Raw genomic sequence first — 20,385 nt, forward strand, 5'->3', positions numbered from 1 at the left:
GAGCAGAGCCTGCAGGTGCTCTCGCGCCTGCTCACACGCGGCGGTCATTCCGTGGTGGGGGTGGGCACCAAGGCGGAGGCCCTGACCCAGGCACGCCAGAAAGAGTTTGATGCCGTCATCTCCGACCTCGGCCTCCCGGATGGCACCGGCCACGAGCTCATGCGAATCCTGCACACGCAGCATGGCCTGCAGGGCATCGCCCTCAGCGGCTACGGCACGGACGAAGACCTCCAGGCGTCCCGCGAAGCCGGCTTCGTCGCGCACCTCATCAAGCCGGTTCGATTCACCGAACTCCGCCACGCTCTGCATGCCCTGAGCCATGCCGGGCTGCGGCCGAATTGAGAAGGCTGGACGCGGGCCATTTTGGAAAAGAAACTCGGGGCGATGTTCCGGGGATCAGTGTATGGCGCAGCGTAACTGCAGCCCCTTATGAAGCCGAAGCGCTCCGCCAAAATCAAAACCTTCGAGCAAGCCTACGCCTTCGTCTTGAAAGCGAAGACCTGCCTCATCTTTGGCTCGAAAACCTCCGACCTCCCCAGCCTGTGGGATGTGGTGGATCTGCCCGGGAGACAGCCGGGGCAGCCAGGATGGGGTGCGAAAGTGGAGGCGGTGTGGGCATGGAAGAATGAACTGCCAGCGCAGTTTCCCGATGAGATCTTCTACGGCAAGCTGCCCGGCGGACTCGCGATGCTGATGAGCATCGAGCACCTGCAAGAGGTCCACTATCCAGCGCATCATCGCCCAGTGTCCACATGCAGCCCGCTGGCCCGTCGCGCCTTCGAACTGATCCGCAGTGAACCGCACACCACAGCGGAATTGCGCAAGGCGTTGTCTCCCTCAGGTGCGATCAGCAAGAGCAAGGTGGACGGTGCTCTGGTGGAGTTGCAGGTGACGCTGAACATCACTCGCTCCAACGCACCGAAACTGAAACTCGACACCTGGCTGCCCTTTGCGGAGCAGTATCCCGACATCGGAGGTGAGGCATGAACCGCACCGACCGCCTCGTCTCCATGGTGATGCTGCTGCAATCGCGCCGGGTCATTACGGCTGCGCAGTTGGCCGATCATTTCGAAATCACGGAGCGCACAGTTTACCGCGATCTCGCGGCACTGGGTGAAGGTGGCGTGCCCATCGTGGGGGAGCCCGGTGTGGGCTACAGTTTGATGAGCGGCTACTGTCTGCCGCCTGTGATGTTCTCGCCTGAGGAAGCCTTTGCCTTCGTCACTGGCGGCTTGCTGGTCGAACGCATGACCGATGCCTCCATGCGCGATGCCATCCGCTCCGCCATGGGCAAGGTGACGGCCGTCCTGCCTCCTGGCCTGCAAGGCCGCGTGGATCGGCTGCGCAAAACCATGGTGATTGGCGGGCGGTCTCCGACCAAGGGCAGCGTGCCTTTGAGCACCGTCCAGCGGGCCATGGCCGAGGGCTGTGTGCTGCGGCTCAACTACCTGGGTGCCGCACGTGGCGCGCCCACCGAGCGTCTGGTGGAGCCGCGAGGGCTGGTGTTTTACCTCGATCACTGGCACCTCATCGCCTGGTGCCGGTTGCGCGGAGACATGCGGGACTTTCGCGTGGATCGCATCGTCCGCTGCGAGACGCTGCCGGAGCCGATCCCACCGCACCCAGATTTCAATCTCACGCAGCACATCGCCAAGTGCATGATGCCGGAGCGCAGTGAATTCGCCGTCATCGAAGTCCCGGACAGGCTCATCGAAAGTGTCCGCCGCTTCTGGGGGCCGACGATCATCGAGGAAGAAGCCACAGGCAACGAAGTGCGCGTCCGCTTTGTCTTCCGCTCGGACGGCTTCGACTATGTGGCCCGCTGGTTGTTGAGCATGGGAACCGATGCCCAGATTCTCTCTCCCGAAGTTCTGCAGATGAAGGTGACCGAACTGGCCCTCGCGACTGCGGAGCACCATCAGCCGAAAAAATCGTCACGGGTGAAAACACCCCTGACATAAGGCTGTCAGTGGGCGGTGCGATGGATGGCGGGTGATCGCAAAAGATGGCGATCCGCATTCACACTCCACCGAAATACCACCCATGAGCCAAGCCAACGAACCCACCGTCTCCTTCTCCCTCACCTGCAAAAGCGCCGCTGATGCACTCGACTTCTACGCCAGGGCCTTCGGTGCCGTGGAGCTCTTCCGACTCTCCCCGGCCCCGGGCATCGTGCCGCATGCCGAGTTCATGATCGGCACCACGCACATCTACATCTCCGATGAGTTTCCTCCAGGGCACGCCTTCGCCATCCCGGAGGGCGCTCTGGCCCCCTGCGTGTTCACGATCCAGGTCGATGACTGCGACCAAGCCTTCGCCCGCGCCCTCGCCGCTGGCGGGTCCCCGCTGACACCTTCCCGAGATCAGTTCTGGGGCAAACGCACCGCGATGCTCCGCGATCCCTTCGGCTACCGCTGGAGCTTCAGCCAGCACCTCGAAGACGTGCCGCCGGATGAACTGATGAAGCGTGCTCAGGCCTTCATGAGTGAGGGGGCCAAGTAGGCTGATTGCTATCGTCTCTGCCAGGTGGGCTCACCCACTTGGCGGAGCCGATGGCGGAGCGGCAACCGTGGGCTGGGCTCGTTCGCTACATATCCGAGTTGTTCACAAAGTGACAATGTAACGTTAATAAGGTTTCCTTGACCTGCGTTCTCCCTCCCTGCAAGCTCCTGCAGCCATGAGACGCCCTTGGATCAAGATCGAAATCTGTACGCCGGACAAGCCGGAGATTTGCAGTTTGGCCACCCAGTTGCGTCTCGATGATGACGCGGTCGTGGGGAAGCTGGTGCGCTTGTGGTCCTGGGCGGAATTGAACCGCATTGATCCTAACGACCTTGGCGTTACCAAAGAATTCATCGACAAGATCGTGGGGCGCAAAGGTTTCGCCGCAGCTTTGGAGAAAACCGGCTGGCTTATTGAAACGAATGAGAAACTCTCCTTCCGTAACTTCAAACGCCACAACAGCCCGGTGGCGCAGAACAAAGCTCTGACCGCGAAACGGGTGGCCAGACACCGACTGCGCAAAGCCGCCGTGACAGAAAAAGTGACGGACGAACCGTTAGCGCCAAAGCCTGTGAAGGCACCCAAGGTGAAGAAAAGCGCCGCTCCGGTTCATCCTGCTGAGGAAGTAATTAAAACAGATTCCTCTTTGATTATCAGTGAGGAAAATGTGGCACATATTGAGACGGAGGTCGTGGAAAATGTCACGGCGCCTGCTGAGGTTGTGGTCGAGTCTCTGAGTGTGGTGGAAGAGCCTGAGATGTTGCCATCAGAGGTTCCTGAAGAGGTGGCTGAGGCTGCACCTGAAGTGATCCATGAGGCACCACTTGAAGAGATAGCAGCCGCTGCTCCAGAAGTGCCCACAGAAGAAGAGGCTGTCGATATTCCTGAATCTCTCCCTGAAGTGGTCGCAGTTACGGCTCCTGAAGCCCCCGCAAAAAACGTCGCTGTCGTTGCTCCAGTTGAAGAGCCTGCACCGCGCAAAAAACGCAGCAAGTCGGCTGAGATCGATGATCAGCCCATGCTGTTCTAACCCTTCCTACCGCTGCATCAATGGCGTTTCATTTTGAAACGCTCAATCCGTTTCCCTGAGCAGTCCATCTTCATTGCTTGGAGACACGATGGCTCAACTAGGGTTATATAAATATTCAGTGATAAATGATTATTAAGCATTGTTAAATAGCTATTTACGTAACGTTTCAAGCCAACCTTTCCCCACCCATACTCGGCATGAAAGATGGCCTACGTTGAAGCGCGGGCACCGTCCGAACTGGTGGCAGTTTTTTCGCGCCAGCGGTAGCGCTCCGCCCATGGGTTCGGCTTTCGCTCGACGACATCGGCGATGATTTCACCCAAGACGGGCGTGAACTTGAAGGCGTGGCCGGAATCTCCGGCGGCGATGATGAGGCCGGGATGTCCGGGGTCGTGGTCGATCCAGAAGGCTCCGTCGAAGGTGTCGCAGTACAAGCAGACGCGGGTGGAATGCAGCGGGGCATCGGCCAGGGTGGGAAAGGTTTCGCGGAGGAAGGCGCGGTAGCGCTCCTCCTCCCCTGCCGGCAGTGTTCGCGGATCTGAGGCATTGACCCGGCGGCCGGGGCCGTGGTTGGCCACTTTGACAAGTCCGGCGGCATTGGCGGGAAAGCCATACCAGCCGGTCCGGCCAATGTCGGCACCCCAGACGGTAAACTGCGGCGGAGTGAAGGGGCGCGGATCCTGCGGTTGGAAATGGAAGACCGTCTGAGCCGTGGTCCACATCACCTCCTGCAAATGCGGCAGCAGCGTGGGCGTCCAGGCTCCGGCGGCGACAAGGACGGCATCGGCCTGCCAGGTTTGCCCGGTGGCGGAGGTGATGCCGGTACAGCGGGAGCCCGTGAACTGCGGGCGCGGCTGAGGCACGTTTTCGGAGATTTCCACTCCGGCCTGCCGGGCCTCGGCGGCCAGCCGCGCAATCACCCGCCCGCTTTCCACCCAGCCACCGGCGGGATTCAGGTAGCCATCACGGTAAAGCGCATGATTCCAGGCCGGGTGCAGTTCACGCAGCACCTCAGCCGAGGTCCGGCGCAATGGGTGGCCGCGTGGCGTGAGGAAGGCACGGCTGTCATGTTCAAAGCCGCCGGGCTGCATCGGCTCGCGGGACATGACGAGGAAGCCGACCTGATGGTATAGCTCCTCGCCCCACCTTGCATTCCACTCGCGCCAGCGTTGCAGGCTGAGCTCGCCCATCGCCGTATGCTGCTCGTCGTTGGCGTAGTCCATGCGCACCACCTTGCTGATGTCCGTGGAGGCGGCGTCGGGGTGCGGGAGGGGGCCTTGATCGATCAAGGTCACCTGCCAGCCCCGAGCGCGGAGCTCAAGGGCGGCGGTCAGGCCAAAGCAACCGCCGCCGAGAATGAGAATGGTGGGGGTCATGTGTACTGGATGGTTTCAAACACCGCGCCACCGAGCAGGCGTTCCCCATCATACAAAGCGCAGATTTGGCCCGGCGTGAGGGCGCGCTGCGGCTCCGAGTATTCAAGTTCCGCACGACCATCGCCTAGCGGGCGGAACACGGCATTGCCCGCCGGGCAGCGGTAGCGCGGCTGAGCCTGCAGCAGGCGCTCCTCGTGCAAAGGGGCGCCGGTGCTGGAAATGGAGTGCAGTGTGGCTTTGCGCGCCCAGAGCAGCGGTGTGTCGGAATTTTCAATGGCGACGACGAGTTCGTTGGTCTGCGGCCGCTTGGCCACCACGACATAGGCCTGCTTGTGGATGGGACTTGCCACGCCGTGGCCCTTGCGCTGGCCCAGCGTGTAGAGGTGCAGGCCGCGATGTTCGCCCAGCACCTTCCCTTCCAGATTCACAATGGGTCCTGGCTGATCCGGCACAAAAGTGCGCAGGAAATCTTCCATCTTCACCTGGCCGATGAAGCAGATGCCCTGGCTGTCCTTTTTCTCCGCCGTCTTGAGGCCGAACTCGCGGGCGCGCTCACGCAGCTCCGGCTTGAGCAGATGCCCGATGGGAAACTGCGCGATGCGCACCTGATGCGGCTGCATCATGGCGAGGAAATAGGTCTGGTCCTTGTTCGGGTCTGCGCCACGCAGGATGGAGGCTGGATGCTCGCTGTTTGCATCCACCTTGCGTGCATAGTGCCCGGTGGCGATGGCCTCAAAGCCATGCTCCTGCGACCAGTCCCAGAGGACGCCAAATTTCATCTCGCGGTTGCACATCACATCCGGATTTGGAGTAATGCCGGCCTGGTAGCCTTCGATCAGGTATTTCACCACCTTTTCGCGGTATTCCGTCATGAGATTGACCACCCGAAACGGGATGCCCAGCTGCCTGGCCACGGCCTCGGCATCGGTGATGTCCTCCTCCCACGGGCAATGGCCGATGATGTTCTCCTCGTTGATCCAGTTCTTCATGTACACGCCGGACACGTCATGCCCTGCGCGGACGAGCTCGGCTGCGGCCACGCTGCTGTCCACGCCTCCGGACATGGCTGCGAGAATCTTCATCCGCTGAGAATCGGCGGCTGATGGCTGGCGTCAATCAAGAGGCGCAGCGTCATTGCTTGTTCATCGCCACCTGCCGGTATATCTCGGCGCATGCGCTTTGTTTTTTCTCCCTTCCTTTCATGCTGCCATGCCGCCCTCCTCGGACTGGCTCTGATTCTGTCTGCCTGCTCTTCTCGCAGTTCCCTTCCCATGTTGATGGTGGAGCGGCTGAACTGGATGGATGAAGTTGCCTTGGCCAAGCAGGTGAAGTCATTGCCCATCACAGACCCTGTGCGCGAAGCGGAACTGCTGCGCACGATGACCCAGCGCGGTGTCGCCGCCGGGTTGAAAGAAGAGAACGTGCGGCGCTTTTTCACCGGGCAGATGCTGGCGGCCAAAGTGGTGCAGGAGGAATGGCTACGGCAGCATCCGCAGGGGGTGACCTCTGATGTCAAAGTGCCCGACCTCAAGCAGACTGTTCGCCCGGCTTTGGATGCCATTGGGCAGAAGATGATCGCCAGCCTCGCCAAGCCACGTACTCCAACAGCATCCGCCGCCATCCTTGTGGAGGCAGGCCAGCGCCTCGCCCGTGCAGGTTACTCGAAGACGGTCAGTCAGCCAGCCTTGGAAGGGCTTGAGGCCGGGCTTGCTCCCTGAGCAGTTCATAACCTCCCGGACGAACCCCGGCTTGATCTTTGCCAGCGCCGCATTCAGATGAGGGATGGAAAAGATTCAAAAAGTTCCCACCAGCGAGTTCCACTCCGGCTACGGCTGCATCATCATGAGTGCGGTGGTCGGAGTCTTCGTCTTCATCATCTGGTGGGGCTATTACACGCTGACCACCATGGATGCGGCCATCGCGGCGATCACGCAGTCGGCGCCTGCCAAACTGCCTGACGTGGCGGCAGTGCCAGACTTGGAGAAAAAGCTCACTGACTTTGCCGCCTTGGCGAACGCAGGGAAACCGGCCACGATGAAGCTCAGCGTGGCGGAGCTCAATGCCATGCTCGTGCTGGCTCCAGACGGCGGCAGCGGCAGCTACAAAGACATGCTGAGGGTGAAATCACTGGATGCCGCCAAACAGACGATCATCACCGATGTCAGCCTGCCGATGAATAAAAAATTCTGGGAGGACTCGAAGCGTTACCTCGTCGGCGAAGTGGACTACACCTTGGAGATGACCGAGCTGGGACCCGATGCCAAAGTCAGCGCTGTGCGGGTGCCGGGCAAGACGGTGCCGGAGGAAATGGTCAAAGGCATGGCGATGTATGGAGCCATGGGCCCTTATCAGAACGACAAGACGCTGGGCCCGGTGCTGAAGGCGCTCAAGAAATACCAGGTGGAAGCAGACGGGGTGGTTCTTTCCACAGAGAAGTGAATCCTCATTCTCAGACCATGAATCTCCCCCAGCACCCCAACCCCTGGAAAACCGTTTCCACCCGGGAGACCTATGCCAATCCATGGATCCGCGTGCGTGAGGATCAGGTGCTCAAACCCACTGGCGGCCCCGGCATCTATGGCGTGGTGGAGTACAAGAACATCGCGGTTGGCGTCATTCCTGTGGATGAAGAAGGCCACACCTGGCTCGTGGGCCAGTGGCGCTACTGCCACGGACGCTATGAGTGGGAGATCCCCGAAGGCGGCTGTCCGGCTGGTGAATCCCCATTAGAGGCAGCAAGGCGTGAGTTGAGGGAGGAAACCGGCATCGTTGCCGCCACCATCGAGCCCCTGCTCTCCGGCATCCAGCTTTCGAATTCCACCAGCAACGAAGTCTGCGACATCTTCATCGCCACCGGCCTGACCCACACCGAGGCGCAGCCCGAGGACACGGAGGAACTCGAAGTCCTGCGACTGCCGCTGACGGAAGCCATTCAAATGGCCCGCGATGGACGCATCCGCGACAGCATCAGCGTGCTCGCGCTGCTGGCAGTGGCAGGACGTGGCGATTTGACCGCATGACTTGCACATTCTTGCGGCATCAAAACTCTTGTCGGGACATGCTCACGGTGACAGAGTGGGAAGACCATGAACACAGAGCAACTGGAACAACTCAAGACACTGGTGGCAGACGCAGGCGATCTGCCAGAAGCCGCGAAAACCAAGCTGCTTGAGCTGCTGGCACAGACCGAGGCAGAAGCCCCCACCGCAGAGCCCGGGCAGGCCCAGGGCCAGTGGCTTTCTTCCGTGGAAGAACTCGAGGCCGCGCACCCGGAAGCGACGGGCTTTATGAACCGGCTGGCGACCACGCTGGCCAACATGGGGATCTGAAGTGGAACCCACACTTTCAAAAGAACCTAGAATCCGCCTTTGACAGAACTTAGGAGGCGTGTAGTTTCGCGCCCCTTTTTCCCCGAGGGAATGTCGCCATGCCAAACACACAAGTTATTCTCAAAGAACAAATCAAAGGCCTCGGAGCCGAAGCTGACGTCGTCAGCGTGAAGCGCGGTTTTGCGCGCAATTTCCTGCTTCCCCAGGGCAAGGCTTATGAAGCCACCAAGGGCAACCTGCGCTACACCGAGCGTCTCAAGGCCGTGCGTGCCGAGCGCGAAGCCAAGGAAGTCGCTGAAGCTGAAAAGATTGCCTCCAAGCTGAAGAAGGTGAAGCTCAAGCTCACCCTTTCCACCGGTCAGGGCGGCAAGGCTTTCGGTTCCATCACCACCATCGACATTGCCAAGGCTCTTTCCGAAGAGTCCAAGATCGAAGTGGATCGTCACATGATCGTCCTCGAGAAGCCGATCAAGAACACCGGCAACTTCGAAATCGTCGTCAAGCTCGGCCACGAAATCACCGCCACCGTCAAGCTGAACGTCTCCGCCGCCGGCGAAGCCGCTCCTGCTGAAGACGACGCTGAATAAAGCCGGCCCTTCCAGTTTAAAACCCCTCCTGCAAAGCCGCGTGAACAACGCGGCTTTGTTTTTTTAGCAAATAGGGAGCTTGGCTGAAGTTGTTGTGCGCCGCCTAATGCGTGCACTCTGGTGCAAAAAGACTCGAAAGAGACACTTCCGTACCGGGTATTGATATTGACAATCATGCCTCCGGTTTGGAGCATGCCCCCACTCACCATGAAGAAATACAACGTCGGAATCATCGGATACGGCTGGGCCGCCAGCGCTCACATTGACGCCATCAACAAAACCAAGCAGGGACAGGTCACCGCGATCTATTCCTCCCGCAAACTGGACGACGCCGAGCTGACGGCGAAGCACGGTACGCCCATCAAGAGCTACCAAAACATCGACGAGATGCTGGCCAATCCGGACATCCACGTGGTGGACATCTCCAGCTACCCCAGCCAGCACCGCGATCAGGCCATCAAGGCGGCGAATGCCAAAAAGCACATCATCCTCGAAAAGCCGATGGCCAACTCGCTGCAGGAAGTGCGCGAAATCGTCGCCGCTGCCAAGGCCAATGGAGTCAAAGGCTGCGTGTGCTTTGAGTGCCGCTTCTCAAATCAATTCCAAGTGACCAAAGCGCTGATCGACGAAGGCCTGCTGGGCAGCATCCATTACGGCGAAGTCGATTACTACCACGGCATCGGCCCTTGGTATGGTCAGTTCCGCTGGAACACCGGCAAGAAGGACGGCGGCAGCGCACTGCTCACCGCCGGCTGCCATGCGCTGGATGCCCTGCTCATGGTCATGGGCGGCGAAATCGAAAGCGTCACCAGTTTCTCCACCAAGACGCAGAGCGAGATCTTCAAGCCCTATGAGTACGACACCACCAGCGTCACGCTGATTCACTTCAAGAATGGTGCCGTGGGCAAATCCGCCGCCGTGGTGGACTGCCTGCAGCCCTACTACTTCCACACCCACCTGTGCGGCAGCCAGGGCAGCCTGCTGGACGACAAGTTCCACTCCATGAAGCTGCACACCGACAAGCACGCCTGGAGCAAGCTCTCCATGAAGATGCTCGACTCCGGTGACGTGAGCGATCATCCCTATGAATCCCAGTTCCAGGCCTTCTTTGATTCCCTGGACGAGGGCAAGGACATGCCGCTCACCAGCTTCCCCGAAGCGCTGCGCACCTTTGAAGTCATCTTCGCCTCCGACAAGAGCGCGGAGCAGGGCGGCAAGCCGGTGCGCATTGCGGATCTCGGCTGAATCTGATCCTCCGTTGCGATCACTCACAACCGCGTGGCGCTGCAGCGTCGCGCGGTTTTTTGTGCCCGCACGGCCCGCACCACCACTTCACTCAGTCGTTTTACCACACCAACACTTCTTCTTCCTCATGCTGCTGGGGCTGCGGCCCGGCCACAGCGGGAAGCCCGCCGGGTTTGACGAAGTCGTAGATGATGGGGATGCTCATCAGCCCGGTCTTGCGGTCGTCAAACCAGTCGGAGTAGAATGGCTTGCCGAAGACACGAAAGCCCATGGTCTGGTACAGCGGCAGCAGCCGCTTGCCGGATTTGGTGACCACATGCGCGGCCTTCTGTTTTTTGGCGTAATCCTGCATCGCCACGGCCAGCTGCATCAGCGGCATGCCAGTGAGGCTTTTCCGGGCGCAGCCGCGTGAGACTTCCATGATGAGCCCGCTCTGGGGGAACACCAGGTCCTGCGCATCAGATTCACTTTGCAGTTCCAGTCGCGGCACTTCATCACTGCGCAGCATGCGGACCACGCCGGTGATGTCTCCGGCGGCGTTGAAGAGCGCAAAATGATGGGCGAATTCATCAAATTCATCGATCTCATGCAGCAGGCCGGTCGTGTAAACTTCACGCCGGATCTGCGCAATGATGGATCGATTTTCGTGAAAAGGAATCTTCTGGACCATGATTTGATAAACTGCCTCTCTTTATGATAAAGAGTTTGCCTGAAGCAAAACTAAATACGCCTAAATATAGATTAAAAAATCACGGCACACCGCTTGCTTCGGGTTCGGAGACCCGCGCGTCTGGAGCGCTTTGGCGTGCAGTGCCACATCCGGCAAATCCAGGTGATCCCCGCACAATGGGTTCTAGGTTCACTGAGTTCAGAAGGGATTTAGAACCCCAGCCTCCAACTGAACCCTGAACGAGCCGCAGCCACTGCCTCCAAACCCGGGGATCAACATGCCGTTGCTGCTACAAGAGCGGTTTTCAAGTTAACCGAGGCCAATGATGCCACCCGCCCCAGCCTTTTCCGCTGCCGCCAGTTCGATCAAGCGCACCTCCGGCGGGCACACAAAGCCAGGCGGAGCCTTGCCTGGCAGCAAGATGCGGAAACGATATAGATCTTTCAATTTCAATACATCGTACTGCTTTTGCAGAGTTTCAGCACTCAGGGGCAGATGACTTGGAAATGCCCAGAGTGCGGAATAGCCGGACTGTTCATGATGAATAGGCCCTGCGCTGCTCAAAAACTCCGCCACGGGCCCAGCCAGCCGGTTCCACCGCAGCAGCAGAACATGGTTGGCGGTGATGTGTCCATCATCCTGATTGAAGCCGTGCATCCACTTGCCCTTGTAGCGCGTCAGACCATCCTGCAAAAAGGCTCTGCTGCTGCCCAGAAGGATGCGGGTGCAGCCGAGCTGCCTGGCATGATCCAGCGAATGAACGTAGAGGGCGGCTAGAGCCCCCTGACGCAGAAGGTCCTGCCGCCCATCCTTCACTCCTGTCACCACCAGGTTGTAGCCCCTGCCCTGCTTCATCACCAGGTCTGCGGCCACACGTTCCCCATTCAGTGTCAGCCACTGAATGAAACCGAAAGCATAAACCAGCCGCAGCATCCAGCGGGGCGTCAGGCGGGCATTCGTGGTGTGCCGGCCCAGAATATAGGGCTTGTAGAAATGCTCGTAAAACAGATCAAAATCACCGGCGGCCTTGGAAAGCTGGCTGGTATAGCCTTGCTTTTTAACACGCCGTAAATCCGACGCCACGCTGCTGCGCTTCAGAGAGAAATCCGACGCATTCTCAGGGACCGACTGCCAGGTGGAGATCAAGGGCGGCATCGCCAGAAAGTCCTTCCCCAAAAACAGCCGGGCTGAAATGCGGTCAATCCCGACGAGGGTCAGGTCGGCTGAGGCCTGCCGCTGGTTCAGATGCCGCCGCAGCTGCCACACCGGCACCTGGGTGGTTTTCTCCACCACCGGCTCCCCTGCAAAAAAATAGGGGCCGACCTGCGCAGCCCAGCGTGGCATTCCGGCCGCGAGCATCCGGACTTCCTGCCCGGACACACGCGAGGTGCCGCAGAGCTCCTGCACGGAAACGCGCCAGCTGGTGAATGGCAGGCGCAGGCCCACCCACCAGCGCAGCAGGGTATGCAGAAAGACAATCATGATGGCTGAGCGTGACTTTGGCTGGTTGAGTTCACATCGGGCAGGATGGTTTCATGGGTCAATGCAGGCGCTGCAAGTTCGCAAAGCTTCAACTGTTCAGGCCCTCCCTCACGCACCGCTGTCATGGGAATAAGACGCACATTGGCGGGGCAGACAAATTCCTCAGGCACGTCTCCGGGCAGCAGGATGTCAAACCGGCGCAGGCCGGCGGTATCGAGCTTGTCATAGTGCTGCTGCAGAGTCTTGACTGTCAGCGGCTCATCGTGTGGAAAGACCCAAAGGGCCGAGTAGCCGTCCTGATCATGATGAATGAGAGAGGTCTGGCTCAGAAACTCAGCCACCGGCCCCGCCAGGCGATTCCAGGCCAGCAGTGTGACGCAATTGGCGGAGATGAATCCATCATGACTGCGCAGGCCCGTGGCCCATTTGCTCTTGTAGCGAAAGACTCCGTCATGCAGCGAAGGCATGCTGCCACCCATGTTGATCTCGGTGCAGCCCAGCCGTCTGGCCTCCTGCATCGAATGCACGTAGAGGGCGCTCAGCACGCCTTCTTTAAGCAGATCCGCCCGCCCATCCAGCACGCCGTTGACACGTTTGGTGAGCACTTTGCCTTTGATGGTGAGAATCCCGCCGGCCAGTTTTTCCCCCTTGCGAGTCACCCACTGGATCATTCCCTGGCGGAACACGTACCGTAACATCCAGCGGGGGGAGACCATCCTCATGCTGCCATGCCGTGCCGTGGTGTGAGGACGGTGAAACTTTTCACAAAAGAGAGCGAAGTCCTTCGCCTCCCGGCTGAGGTGGCATTCAAAGTTTCGCGTGCGGATGCGGCGGAGGTCTGTCTGGGCATTGCGGTGCGAGCGCCCAAACTCCTGCAGATCCTCCGGCACATTCATCCAGCTGGTGATCCACCGCGGCAGCGCGCCACTCGTTAACAAGGCGCTGCAGCCGCCAGACGGGTACGCGTGTGCGGCGCACCACGGCGGGCTCCTGTGCAAAGAAGCGTCCGATGATGAAGGCGGACGGGGATCCTGCGCTGAGCAGCACCACCTCCCGGCCAGAAGCACGCGCAGGTCCGCGCAGCAGAACCACCGGCACACGCCAGTGGACGAACGGCAGAACGATTTGCATGCACCGGCGCAGCAAGGTTTGCAGCTTCATTTGAAGAGCCGCCTCATGCGTATTCCAGCAGCGCCTTGATGACCTTGCGCTCGGCCACGGCTTTGAATGCGGCGGTGATCTCATCCAGCGGGAAGCGGTGCGTGATGAAATCCGCCGAGGTGAGCCTGCCCTCACGAATCCACTGGCAGAGAGCGGCCTGAGATTCCTTCTCATAGCGGCGTGTGGGCCACTGATGGACGAAGAGGTTGAAGTTGAAATCGGCCTTCGCTTTGTCGATGTGCAGCACGCCGTGGGTGAGCACGCCATAGATGCAGTGGGAGCCACCACGACGCAGCAGTGGCAACCCCTGCTGTACGATGTCGGGATGGCCAACGGCATCGATGACTGCATCAAGCTTCTTGCCCCGAATCTTGGAAAGCTCGCCGATCTCCACGTCTCCCGGCGCAAAGGCCGCATCCGCACCCAAGGCCAGCGCCTTGGCCTGCTTGTCAGCATGGCGGTCCACGATGCCGATCCAGCCGAGGCCAAAGAGGCGGCCGAGCTTCACAAAGCTGAGGCCCACCGGCCCAGCGCCATAGATCAGCACGTCATCGCCAGGCTGGAGGTGAAAGTCACGAAAGGCACCGAGCACCTCGCGCCAGGTGCAGAGGAGCACGGCCTGCTCCGGCGGGATGTCGGCATCCACACGGGTCTGAATTTCGAAGACTTCCACCCAGCCGTGCGCCTCATCGGCCACGCCGTCTGCGACCATGGCGTCATGATCATTGGCCAGGGTGTATTCACCGAAGCCGCCCCAGCCGGAATCAACGCCTTCTGTTTGCAGATCGAAAACAAGACCGCCGACCGCGCGATCTCCCACCTTGAAGTTTTTCACCTTGTCTCCCACCGCGACTACGATGCCGACGCTCTCATGGCCGAGGGCAAAGGGGAACTTGTCCTCCATGCCGGGAAATTTACCGGCGAGCAGTTCGGAGTCCGTGCGGTTGCACAGGCAGGCGCATTCCGTGCGCACCAGCGCCTGATACGGCCCGGGCTTGGGCTGCGGCGTGTCGAGGATGGCGAGTTCTCCTGGGGCGATGGCGATGACGGACTTCATGGGGCGGAGAGAGTAAAAAGGGATGCAGAAGTGAAAAGAGGAATCCCGGAGCGAGGCCCTTTTCACTACTTCACGCCGTCTCATCCGGCAGCGGCACGTTTTGCTCCACCTTGCCCGTGCGCGGGTCCGGGCTGAGTTGAGCCACCCTGCGTGCCGAACATTTCACACTCGTGCAGCCACCATCATCCAGGCAGCTGCGCATCAGGGCTTCCAGTTGCTGCTGCAGTGCAGCGACATCGACACCCGGTTGCGGGACAAACAGACACTCCGCGGCATCCGGCCCCGTCTGACGAAACTGGTAGATGGCCACCTCTTGCTGCTCATCCATGAAAAACAGAAAATTGGTGCCGATGAACACGCGCCGCTCCGGAGTCTTGAACACATAGCACATCGTGCTACGGCCAATGATCTGCTCGATCCGCTTGAACGGCCAATGGGCATCCACCGGCCCGAGTTTGACACGGTCATGGACGCGGTACCGCAGCAGCGGCAGCGCCTTGTTGATGAGCGGCGTCACCAGCGCGTGGTCGGAAAGAACGCCATCGGGCACCGGCTGATCGGCAGCGTCCACCGCCTCAAACACCAGCATGTCATCATGGCAGTGCAGGTGCTCCATGCCCCGCCACTGCCGGGCAATGCCCAGCGTCTCGCCGCAGCCATACATGTTGAAAGGCTCAATGCCGAAGGCCCTGCGGCAGAGGTCGCGGATGCCAGGCGTCACGGCATCTCCTCCGGCCCAGATGTAGCCCTTGTCCTTTGGCATGCGGAGATTCAGCTCGCCATTGAGCTGGGCCTGCGCCAGCCGGCCGAACAAGGAGGCATAGCCCATCATCGCATCCGGCTGAATGCGCTGCACCTCGGCCAGGATTTCACTCCAGGGCGCTGTGATGTTGATGCGGTGATAAGTGCAAAACAGCGCACCGATCCAGGGCCGCGTCGCATACAAGGCGGCAGAAACGGAAGGTGAAGTGGCCGTGACGAAGGCCAGGACCTTGAGCCGCCTGCGAAAAAACGGCAGAGGAGGCTGGCTGGCGCTGTGCGGAGAGGTGGAATTGCGCAGATTCTGGCAGGCATGGCCCCAGTCCACGGAGGCGATGTCATGCGGAACCGCAAAGCCCGGGCCAGTGGTGCCGGAAGTGGTGCTGACCATCCAGCGGCCATGCAGCAGCGTCCCCCAGTTTTTCGGATCATGAAGGAACTTCTCCAGCTCAGCGCGGCGCAAACGCTTGTCAGGGACGATCTCATCCCAGTTCTCCACCATCAGCTCCTTCTTCATGGGCGGAATGTCCGTGATCTGGCAGCGCTCCACATCGATGCCCGCGAGATGCCTCCGGTAAAAGGGACTTACCTCCAGCGCATAGCGCGCCATGGCACGCCAGCGGCGCTCCTGCAGCTTCAGCAGGTCCGCACGGCTCATGAAATGGGCTTCCTTCACGGCCCGGCGCGCGCGCAGGAGGTTTAATAATCGACTCATGGAGGATGGTTGTCGGGTTGGGAAGGCGTGCGGTCAAGGCGCGAGCCGGAGGGTAGATGAATCTTGCGGCTCATAAGGGCCGTAGCCGAGCCGCCAGCCAACTTCCACGCCGCCTAGCAATCCCCGCACATCATCTCACCACATCCGCACTGGAAATCCGCACAATTCTTGCTTTGTAAATCGACCCCATGCTCCGCAAGATATTCGAATACCTGCTCTGGCCCCTGATCCTCGTTGCTGCCTTGATCCCCACCGGGATCGGCATCGCTCACAAGCAAGGGCCGCTGGCTTTTAACATCACCTACTTCAGCCTCGCGGCGCTGTTGTACTTTCTGGAGCGCGTGTATCCGCACGAGAAGGCCTGGCTGAAGTCGGACGGACAGGAGTTTCCAGACCTGGCGCACACGGCCTTCACCAAATCGTTTGTGCAGCTCATCATCATTTCCGCCACCTGGCTCGGCCTTGCCTCCGTGGTGGGAGGGGACTTGGGCACAGGGTACTGGCCGAATCACTGGCCTATGTTCTTCCAGGTTGTGCTGGGTTTGGTGATCGCTGAGTTTGGCCTCTATTGGGCGCACCGCATCGCGCATGAATGGATGCCGTTGTGGTGGTTTCACGCGGTGCATCACAGCTCCAAAAAGCTGTGGTTCTTCAACACCGGACGCTTTCACATCATCGACACTCTCAAGAGCGCCCTTTTCTCCGCACCGCTGCTGGCGCTGGCTGGCGCGCCTCAGAGCGTGGTGCTGTGGTTCGGGGCCATCACCGCCTACATCGGCTTTCTCACGCATGCGAACATTCAGATGCGCTTCGGCTGGCTGAACTACATCTTCAACACCCCTGCCCTGCACCGCTGGCACCACTCCATGGACCTGCGCGAAGGCAATAAAAACTACGGCGAAAACCTCATGCTGTGGGACATCATCTTCGGGACGTATTACGACGACGCCAACCGCCGCCCCCCGGTGGAGATCGGCATCAAGTCCGCCATGCCCCGCACGTTCTGGGGCCAGGTGGTGGAGCCCTTCCGCTGGCACAAATTTCAGTCCTCCGCCAAAGCAGGCACCCACAAGCACGAGTTGTTGTGAAAAAGGTGGGCACCCCACCCCGAAAACGACTTGCTGCACTCCGGTGCCCATGCGAAGCATCGCTCCCCGAACAACGCGCCCGTAGTTCAACGGATAGAATGGTGGTCTCCGAAGCCGCATATCCAGGTTCGATTCCTGGCGGGCGCACCAGCTTGCTACATGGCTGGAACTTGGTTGCAGTGGAAGTGGCATTGCCAAACGGCGTCCCGTAGCGCCTTTGTCGCACGAGTTCTGATTTGCCTCTCTGTCTGAGTGCGCTTTCCTGCCCTCCCATGTGTGGCCGTCTGAACCAGTTCGCGAAGATCCCAGCGCTTTCTCTCGCGGGGAAGAAACTGCGCATCGAACGACGGCCCCAAAAGAAGAACGAGGACACGAAGTCCGAGGTGCCAGTGATCCACAACATCTGCCCCACGGACTACGCGGACGTGCTGACCATGCAGGCTGATGAGATCGGCATCGAGCGCATGCGCTTTGGCTTGGTTCCATCGTGGGCCAAAGGCGGCAAGAGGGACGTCGCAAAGAAGTTCGGACTCACGTTCAATGCGCGGTGTGAGAGCATCTTTGAGCTGGCCTCCTATCGCGGTCCCATCTTGCGCCAGCGCTGCCTTATCCCCGTGGTGGGCTGGCATGAATGGCCTGACCGCACCACTCCCTACTTCATTCATCGCACGGACAATGCACCTGTCTTGCTGGCTGGCACCTGGGATGTGTGGGAGAGTCGCAGCCCGGAGGATTTCGAAAGTGGGGCCGTCATCACCTCCATGAGTGTCGTCACCACGCCGCCGGGGCGCTACATGGCAAAGTTTCACGACCGCAGCCCCCTCATTCTGGAAGACGAAAGTGCCCTTGCATGGATGCAGCCCGGCATGAGTGCCGACGACTTGCGCGCCCTCTTTCGTCCCTATGAGAGCGAGATGCTGGAGGCCTACCGCGTCTCCACCACTGCCAATCGTTCACGCGACAAAAGCGAAGAAACCCTCCGCCCGATCGCGCCGCCCGTGCCGCAGGCTGGAGATGAGCCGGTCAAAGTGGGAGTGGATCCCGGTCCACAAATGCTGCTCTTTGAGCCCTGAACGAGCTAAATTTCTCGCTTAGTTTACGAAGCTCTTACAAGCGCAAATCCTATAATGGATGTTATAGTAAATCTTGAGAATGACGCAAAATAGCGACGCATCATTGATCTTGGTGCGTTTATTTTTTTGACGAATTTATGAAGTGCGACAAATTCAATATCATGAAACTCCTCATAGCCATGGTGGTCTTTGCTCTAATCGGGCATGGCATGGCTGCGGAATCCAACGGCACCGTTTCGGTGGCGATTGGCAAGGTGACACTCATCCCGATGGGTGGCAATGCGGAGACTCCGCTGAAGGTGGGTGATGCGGTGCCGGTGGGCTCCACAGTGAAAACCGGCCCTGCTTCACGTGCGGTCATCAAGACCACCAAGCAGTCGGCCATCCGCATCGCTGAAAATTCACAGGCCGTATTCATGGAACTCGTGGATTCCGACACAGCACCCAAAGTGCTGGTGGATCTCAAGTCGGGCAGTCTCGGCGCGCTGATTCAGCCGCAGGCGCAATCCACCATGGACTTCAAAGTGAAGACCCCCAGTGGCATCGCGGCTGCACGCGGCACGATGTTTGCGGTGGCCGTGGAAGATGGCAAAGGCTTCGTCAAAGTGGAGCATGGCAAGGTGGACGTAACCCCGAACGATGTGAAGAAGCAGGTGCCACAGAGCGGCAAGGTGACGATCATTAAAGGCAATGTGACCGAGACTCCCCCAGGCAAGCCAGAGCATGCGCTGAAGGAAGGTGACATCGTGACCGTGGGCAGCACACTCAAAACCGGTGCGGATTCAAACGCCACGGTGACTATGACAACAACTTCCGCGATTCGCCTCGGCCCGAATTCCGAGGCGGTGGTGGCTGAGATCGTCGAGTCCAAGGACGCACCCAAGGTGCTGCTGGACCTGAAGAACGGGGCCATCGGCGCACTGGTGAAGCCTGAGACCTCCGGCAAGATGGATTTCAAAATCAAGACACCCAGTGGTGTCGCTGTGGCAAAAGGTGCCTTCTACTCCGTCTCCGTGGAGAACGGCAAAGGCTATGTGCAGACGAAAGACGGCGAAGTCGTCATCGTCCCGCTGGAAACCGCTGCCACCAATCCCAAGCCTCAGGAATAAAACGGAATGGCTTTGGTGTGTCCATCTTTGAGGACTGTCCGCGCCCTCGTTTGGGGGGCTGCGTTATGGATTTTCCTGCACGGATCAGTGGTTCAAATTTCTGCGAATCCCACCGGTGGCGTGGTGGTGCTGGGAGATGCACAAATTCAAAACACCTTCCCTGGACTGACGACCATCCATCAGCAGACGGACCGAGCCGTCATTGACTGGAGCACCTTCAACATCGCCAGCGGCGAGCACACGAACTTCATCGTGCCGGATGTCAATTCGGCCACGCTCAACCGCGTGCTGGACGGAGGCCCTTCTCTCCTGAACGGCACGCTCACCTCCAATGGTCAGCTGTTCCTCATCAATGCCAGCGGCATCATCTTTGGCCAAGGCTCAGTGGTGGATGTGGCGGGGCTCACCGCTTCCACACTGGATCTGAGCAACCGCATGTTCATGGCCGGTGGAGAGATGGCCTATCAAGGAAACACCACCGCAGGCGTCACCAATGCAGGCTCCATCCGCGCCTCCAGCGGCGATGTGTTTCTCATCGGTTTTCAGGTCAACAACTCCGGTGCCATCCGCGCGCCTAATGGCACGGTGGGACTGGCCGCAGGTACGGATGTGCTCATCATGCCCGCGGGCGATGAGCGCGTGATCGTGCGCAATGCCGCAGGACCTCAGCGCGGTACGGGTGTGACCAACAGCGGCCTCATCGAGGCGAACGTCGCAGAACTCAAAGCCCACGGCGGCAACGTGTATGCGCTGGCCATTCGCAACACGGGGCGCATCGCCGCCACCGCCGCCACAAGGCAGGGCGGCCGCATCATCCTCAGTGCCAACGGCGGACGCATCGAGAGCACCGGCAAGCTGGTCGCACGTGGTTCCTCCGGGAACGGCGGACAGATCAGAATCAACGCCGGCAACAAAGGCAGCGCCACTCTCGGCGGACGAGTGGATGCCAATGGCACCACGGGTCGCGGTGGCAGCATCGCGGTGACGGGCGGAGAGGTCACCATACGGCGCGCCATTGTCGTTTCTGCCGATGGCGAAACCGCAGGCGGACAGATCGAAATCAACGCCCGGCCGCAGGGCGACGCAGATACTGCCACAGCGCCGACAGTCACATTCATCGACGGCACCATTCGTGCCGACGCAGCCAGCGGCAACGGCGGTGCCATCCGGCTGGGCGGCAGTTCACTCACCCTCGGCGGTGC

22 protein-coding genes and 1 tRNA gene are annotated in these 20,385 nt (G+C 60.0%); 16 read left to right on the top strand and 7 right to left on the bottom strand.

The genetic code is table 11. The features are described from left to right. The 5 genes from WAW39_RS01065 to WAW39_RS01085 form a co-directional block, all read left to right on the top strand. Window positions 1-342, top strand: a 342-nt coding sequence (locus WAW39_RS01065) for a response regulator (protein WP_422314873.1), incomplete at its 5' end; no start/stop codon positions are given. A gap of 87 nt (window positions 343-429) precedes the next feature. Further along, the gene (locus WAW39_RS01070; protein WP_422314875.1) at window positions 430-987 is read left to right on the top strand and encodes an AlkZ-related protein; all 558 of its coding nucleotides are present in this window, start codon (window positions 430-432) and stop codon (window positions 985-987) included. Beyond that, window positions 984-1,961 carry a helix-turn-helix transcriptional regulator gene (locus WAW39_RS01075; protein WP_422314877.1) on the top strand — a complete coding sequence of 326 codons (978 nt, stop codon included), beginning with the start codon at window positions 984-986 and terminating at the stop codon, window positions 1,959-1,961. The genes WAW39_RS01070 and WAW39_RS01075 overlap by 4 nt, the downstream gene beginning before the upstream one ends. Window positions 1,962-2,043: 82 nt before the next feature. Further along, window positions 2,044-2,502 (top strand): VOC family protein, encoded by a 459-nt coding sequence (locus tag WAW39_RS01080; protein ID WP_422314879.1) that lies wholly within the window; start codon window positions 2,044-2,046, stop codon window positions 2,500-2,502. Window positions 2,503-2,737: 235 nt separating this feature from the next. Beyond that, window positions 2,738-3,532 (top strand): hypothetical protein, encoded by a 795-nt coding sequence (locus tag WAW39_RS01085; protein WP_422314881.1) that lies wholly within the window; start codon window positions 2,738-2,740, stop codon window positions 3,530-3,532. A 209-nt stretch (window positions 3,533-3,741) separates the two neighbouring features. On the opposite strand, the gene WAW39_RS01090 is transcribed toward WAW39_RS01085, so the two are convergent. Both WAW39_RS01090 and mnmA read right to left on the bottom strand, forming a co-directional pair. Continuing rightward, on the bottom strand, window positions 3,742-4,908 hold the full coding sequence (locus WAW39_RS01090; protein WP_422314883.1) for an NAD(P)/FAD-dependent oxidoreductase: 1,167 nt from the start codon (window positions 4,906-4,908) through the stop codon (window positions 3,742-3,744). Further along, window positions 4,905-5,990, bottom strand: coding sequence for a tRNA 2-thiouridine(34) synthase MnmA (gene mnmA / locus WAW39_RS01095; protein ID WP_422314885.1), 1,086 nt, complete (start codon window positions 5,988-5,990; stop codon window positions 4,905-4,907). Before mnmA ends, WAW39_RS01090 begins: the two co-directional genes overlap by 4 nt. Before the next feature lie 90 nt (window positions 5,991-6,080). On the opposite strand from mnmA, the gene aroQ reads away from it, so the two are divergent. The 6 genes from aroQ to WAW39_RS01125 all read left to right on the top strand — a co-directional run bounded on the left by aroQ (window position 6,081) and on the right by WAW39_RS01125 (window position 10,069). Then, window positions 6,081-6,626 (top strand): gamma subclass chorismate mutase AroQ, encoded by a 546-nt coding sequence (aroQ, locus tag WAW39_RS01100; RefSeq protein ID WP_422314887.1) that lies wholly within the window; start codon window positions 6,081-6,083, stop codon window positions 6,624-6,626. Between the two features lie 64 nt (window positions 6,627-6,690). Next, the gene (locus WAW39_RS01105; RefSeq protein ID WP_422314889.1) at window positions 6,691-7,347 is read left to right on the top strand and encodes a hypothetical protein; all 657 of its coding nucleotides are present in this window, start codon (window positions 6,691-6,693) and stop codon (window positions 7,345-7,347) included. Window positions 7,348-7,364: 17 nt separating this feature from the next. Further along, window positions 7,365-7,928, top strand: a complete 564-nt coding sequence (locus WAW39_RS01110; RefSeq protein ID WP_422314891.1) for an NUDIX domain-containing protein — start codon at window positions 7,365-7,367, stop codon at window positions 7,926-7,928. A 66-nt stretch (window positions 7,929-7,994) separates the two neighbouring features. Next, the gene (locus tag WAW39_RS01115; RefSeq protein WP_395732524.1) at window positions 7,995-8,237 is read left to right on the top strand and encodes a DUF4404 family protein; all 243 of its coding nucleotides are present in this window, start codon (window positions 7,995-7,997) and stop codon (window positions 8,235-8,237) included. 98 nt (window positions 8,238-8,335) lie between these two features. Continuing rightward, window positions 8,336-8,824: a 50S ribosomal protein L9 gene (rplI, locus tag WAW39_RS01120; protein WP_422314894.1), complete on the top strand. Its 489-nt coding sequence runs from the start codon at window positions 8,336-8,338 to the stop codon at window positions 8,822-8,824. 207 nt (window positions 8,825-9,031) lie between these two features. Then, complete coding sequence (locus WAW39_RS01125; protein ID WP_422314896.1) at window positions 9,032-10,069, top strand: Gfo/Idh/MocA family protein; 1,038 nt, start codon at window positions 9,032-9,034, stop codon at window positions 10,067-10,069. A gap of 100 nt (window positions 10,070-10,169) precedes the next feature. On the opposite strand, the gene WAW39_RS01130 is transcribed toward WAW39_RS01125, so the two are convergent. The 5 genes from WAW39_RS01130 to WAW39_RS01150 all read right to left on the bottom strand — a co-directional run bounded on the left by WAW39_RS01130 (window position 10,170) and on the right by WAW39_RS01150 (window position 15,913). Continuing rightward, window positions 10,170-10,739, bottom strand: coding sequence for a GNAT family N-acyltransferase (locus tag WAW39_RS01130; RefSeq protein ID WP_422314898.1), 570 nt, complete (start codon window positions 10,737-10,739; stop codon window positions 10,170-10,172). 309 nt (window positions 10,740-11,048) lie between these two features. After that, the gene (locus tag WAW39_RS01135) at window positions 11,049-12,221 is read right to left on the bottom strand and encodes a hypothetical protein (RefSeq protein WP_422314900.1); all 1,173 of its coding nucleotides are present in this window, start codon (window positions 12,219-12,221) and stop codon (window positions 11,049-11,051) included. Beyond that, the gene (locus tag WAW39_RS01140) at window positions 12,218-13,117 is read right to left on the bottom strand and encodes a hypothetical protein (RefSeq protein ID WP_422314902.1); all 900 of its coding nucleotides are present in this window, start codon (window positions 13,115-13,117) and stop codon (window positions 12,218-12,220) included. Before WAW39_RS01140 ends, WAW39_RS01135 begins: the two co-directional genes overlap by 4 nt. Before the next feature lie 278 nt (window positions 13,118-13,395). Further along, complete coding sequence (locus tag WAW39_RS01145; RefSeq protein WP_422314904.1) at window positions 13,396-14,439, bottom strand: zinc-dependent alcohol dehydrogenase; 1,044 nt, start codon at window positions 14,437-14,439, stop codon at window positions 13,396-13,398. A gap of 70 nt (window positions 14,440-14,509) precedes the next feature. Then, entirely contained in the window at window positions 14,510-15,913 is a 1,404-nt protein-coding gene (locus WAW39_RS01150; RefSeq protein WP_422314906.1) for a phenylacetate--CoA ligase family protein, read from the bottom strand. Between the two features lie 188 nt (window positions 15,914-16,101). Between WAW39_RS01150 and WAW39_RS01155 the strand changes: the two genes are divergently transcribed. The 5 genes from WAW39_RS01155 to WAW39_RS01175 form a co-directional block, all read left to right on the top strand. Beyond that, entirely contained in the window at window positions 16,102-17,001 is a 900-nt protein-coding gene (locus WAW39_RS01155) for a sterol desaturase family protein (RefSeq protein WP_422314908.1), read from the top strand. A 75-nt stretch (window positions 17,002-17,076) separates the two neighbouring features. Further along, window positions 17,077-17,151 (top strand) — tRNA-Arg (locus tag WAW39_RS01160). 122 nt (window positions 17,152-17,273) lie between these two features. Next, window positions 17,274-18,074, top strand: a complete 801-nt coding sequence (locus WAW39_RS01165) for an SOS response-associated peptidase (protein WP_422314910.1) — start codon at window positions 17,274-17,276, stop codon at window positions 18,072-18,074. 161 nt (window positions 18,075-18,235) lie between these two features. Continuing rightward, the gene (locus WAW39_RS01170; protein WP_422314912.1) at window positions 18,236-19,183 is read left to right on the top strand and encodes a FecR family protein; all 948 of its coding nucleotides are present in this window, start codon (window positions 18,236-18,238) and stop codon (window positions 19,181-19,183) included. An 87-nt stretch (window positions 19,184-19,270) separates the two neighbouring features. Next, window positions 19,271-20,385 (top strand): filamentous hemagglutinin N-terminal domain-containing protein (locus WAW39_RS01175; RefSeq protein ID WP_422314914.1); only part of this gene is annotated, 1,115 nt, incomplete at its 3' end.

Origin of the sequence: Prosthecobacter sp., assembly GCF_049294395.1 — a bacterium.
In the GTDB taxonomy this organism is placed as follows: domain Bacteria; phylum Verrucomicrobiota; class Verrucomicrobiia; order Verrucomicrobiales; family Verrucomicrobiaceae; genus Prosthecobacter.

Excerpts from the sequence above, each read along its gene's own strand:
- WAW39_RS01070 (WP_422314875.1), top strand. The coding sequence starts at position 430 with ATGAAGCCGAAGCGCTCCGCCAAAATCAAAACCTTCGAGCAAGCCTAC.
- WAW39_RS01075 (WP_422314877.1), top strand. The coding sequence starts at position 984 with ATGAACCGCACCGACCGCCTCGTCTCCATGGTGATGCTGCTGCAATCG.
- WAW39_RS01080 (WP_422314879.1), top strand. The coding sequence starts at position 2,044 with ATGAGCCAAGCCAACGAACCCACCGTCTCCTTCTCCCTCACCTGCAAA.
- WAW39_RS01090 (WP_422314883.1), bottom strand. The coding sequence starts at position 4,908 with ATGACCCCCACCATTCTCATTCTCGGCGGCGGTTGCTTTGGCCTGACC.
- mnmA (WP_422314885.1), bottom strand. The coding sequence starts at position 5,990 with ATGAAGATTCTCGCAGCCATGTCCGGAGGCGTGGACAGCAGCGTGGCC.
- aroQ (WP_422314887.1), top strand. The coding sequence starts at position 6,081 with ATGCGCTTTGTTTTTTCTCCCTTCCTTTCATGCTGCCATGCCGCCCTC.
- WAW39_RS01105 (WP_422314889.1), top strand. The coding sequence starts at position 6,691 with ATGGAAAAGATTCAAAAAGTTCCCACCAGCGAGTTCCACTCCGGCTAC.
- WAW39_RS01110 (WP_422314891.1), top strand. The coding sequence starts at position 7,365 with ATGAATCTCCCCCAGCACCCCAACCCCTGGAAAACCGTTTCCACCCGG.
- WAW39_RS01115 (WP_395732524.1), top strand. The coding sequence starts at position 7,995 with ATGAACACAGAGCAACTGGAACAACTCAAGACACTGGTGGCAGACGCA.
- rplI (WP_422314894.1), top strand. The coding sequence starts at position 8,336 with ATGCCAAACACACAAGTTATTCTCAAAGAACAAATCAAAGGCCTCGGA.
- WAW39_RS01125 (WP_422314896.1), top strand. The coding sequence starts at position 9,032 with ATGAAGAAATACAACGTCGGAATCATCGGATACGGCTGGGCCGCCAGC.
- WAW39_RS01130 (WP_422314898.1), bottom strand. The coding sequence starts at position 10,739 with ATGGTCCAGAAGATTCCTTTTCACGAAAATCGATCCATCATTGCGCAG.
- WAW39_RS01135 (WP_422314900.1), bottom strand. The coding sequence starts at position 12,221 with ATGATTGTCTTTCTGCATACCCTGCTGCGCTGGTGGGTGGGCCTGCGC.
- WAW39_RS01140 (WP_422314902.1), bottom strand. The coding sequence starts at position 13,117 with ATGAATGTGCCGGAGGATCTGCAGGAGTTTGGGCGCTCGCACCGCAAT.
- WAW39_RS01145 (WP_422314904.1), bottom strand. The coding sequence starts at position 14,439 with ATGAAGTCCGTCATCGCCATCGCCCCAGGAGAACTCGCCATCCTCGAC.
- WAW39_RS01150 (WP_422314906.1), bottom strand. The coding sequence starts at position 15,913 with ATGAGTCGATTATTAAACCTCCTGCGCGCGCGCCGGGCCGTGAAGGAA.
- WAW39_RS01155 (WP_422314908.1), top strand. The coding sequence starts at position 16,102 with ATGCTCCGCAAGATATTCGAATACCTGCTCTGGCCCCTGATCCTCGTT.
- WAW39_RS01165 (WP_422314910.1), top strand. The coding sequence starts at position 17,274 with ATGTGTGGCCGTCTGAACCAGTTCGCGAAGATCCCAGCGCTTTCTCTC.
- WAW39_RS01170 (WP_422314912.1), top strand. The coding sequence starts at position 18,236 with ATGAAACTCCTCATAGCCATGGTGGTCTTTGCTCTAATCGGGCATGGC.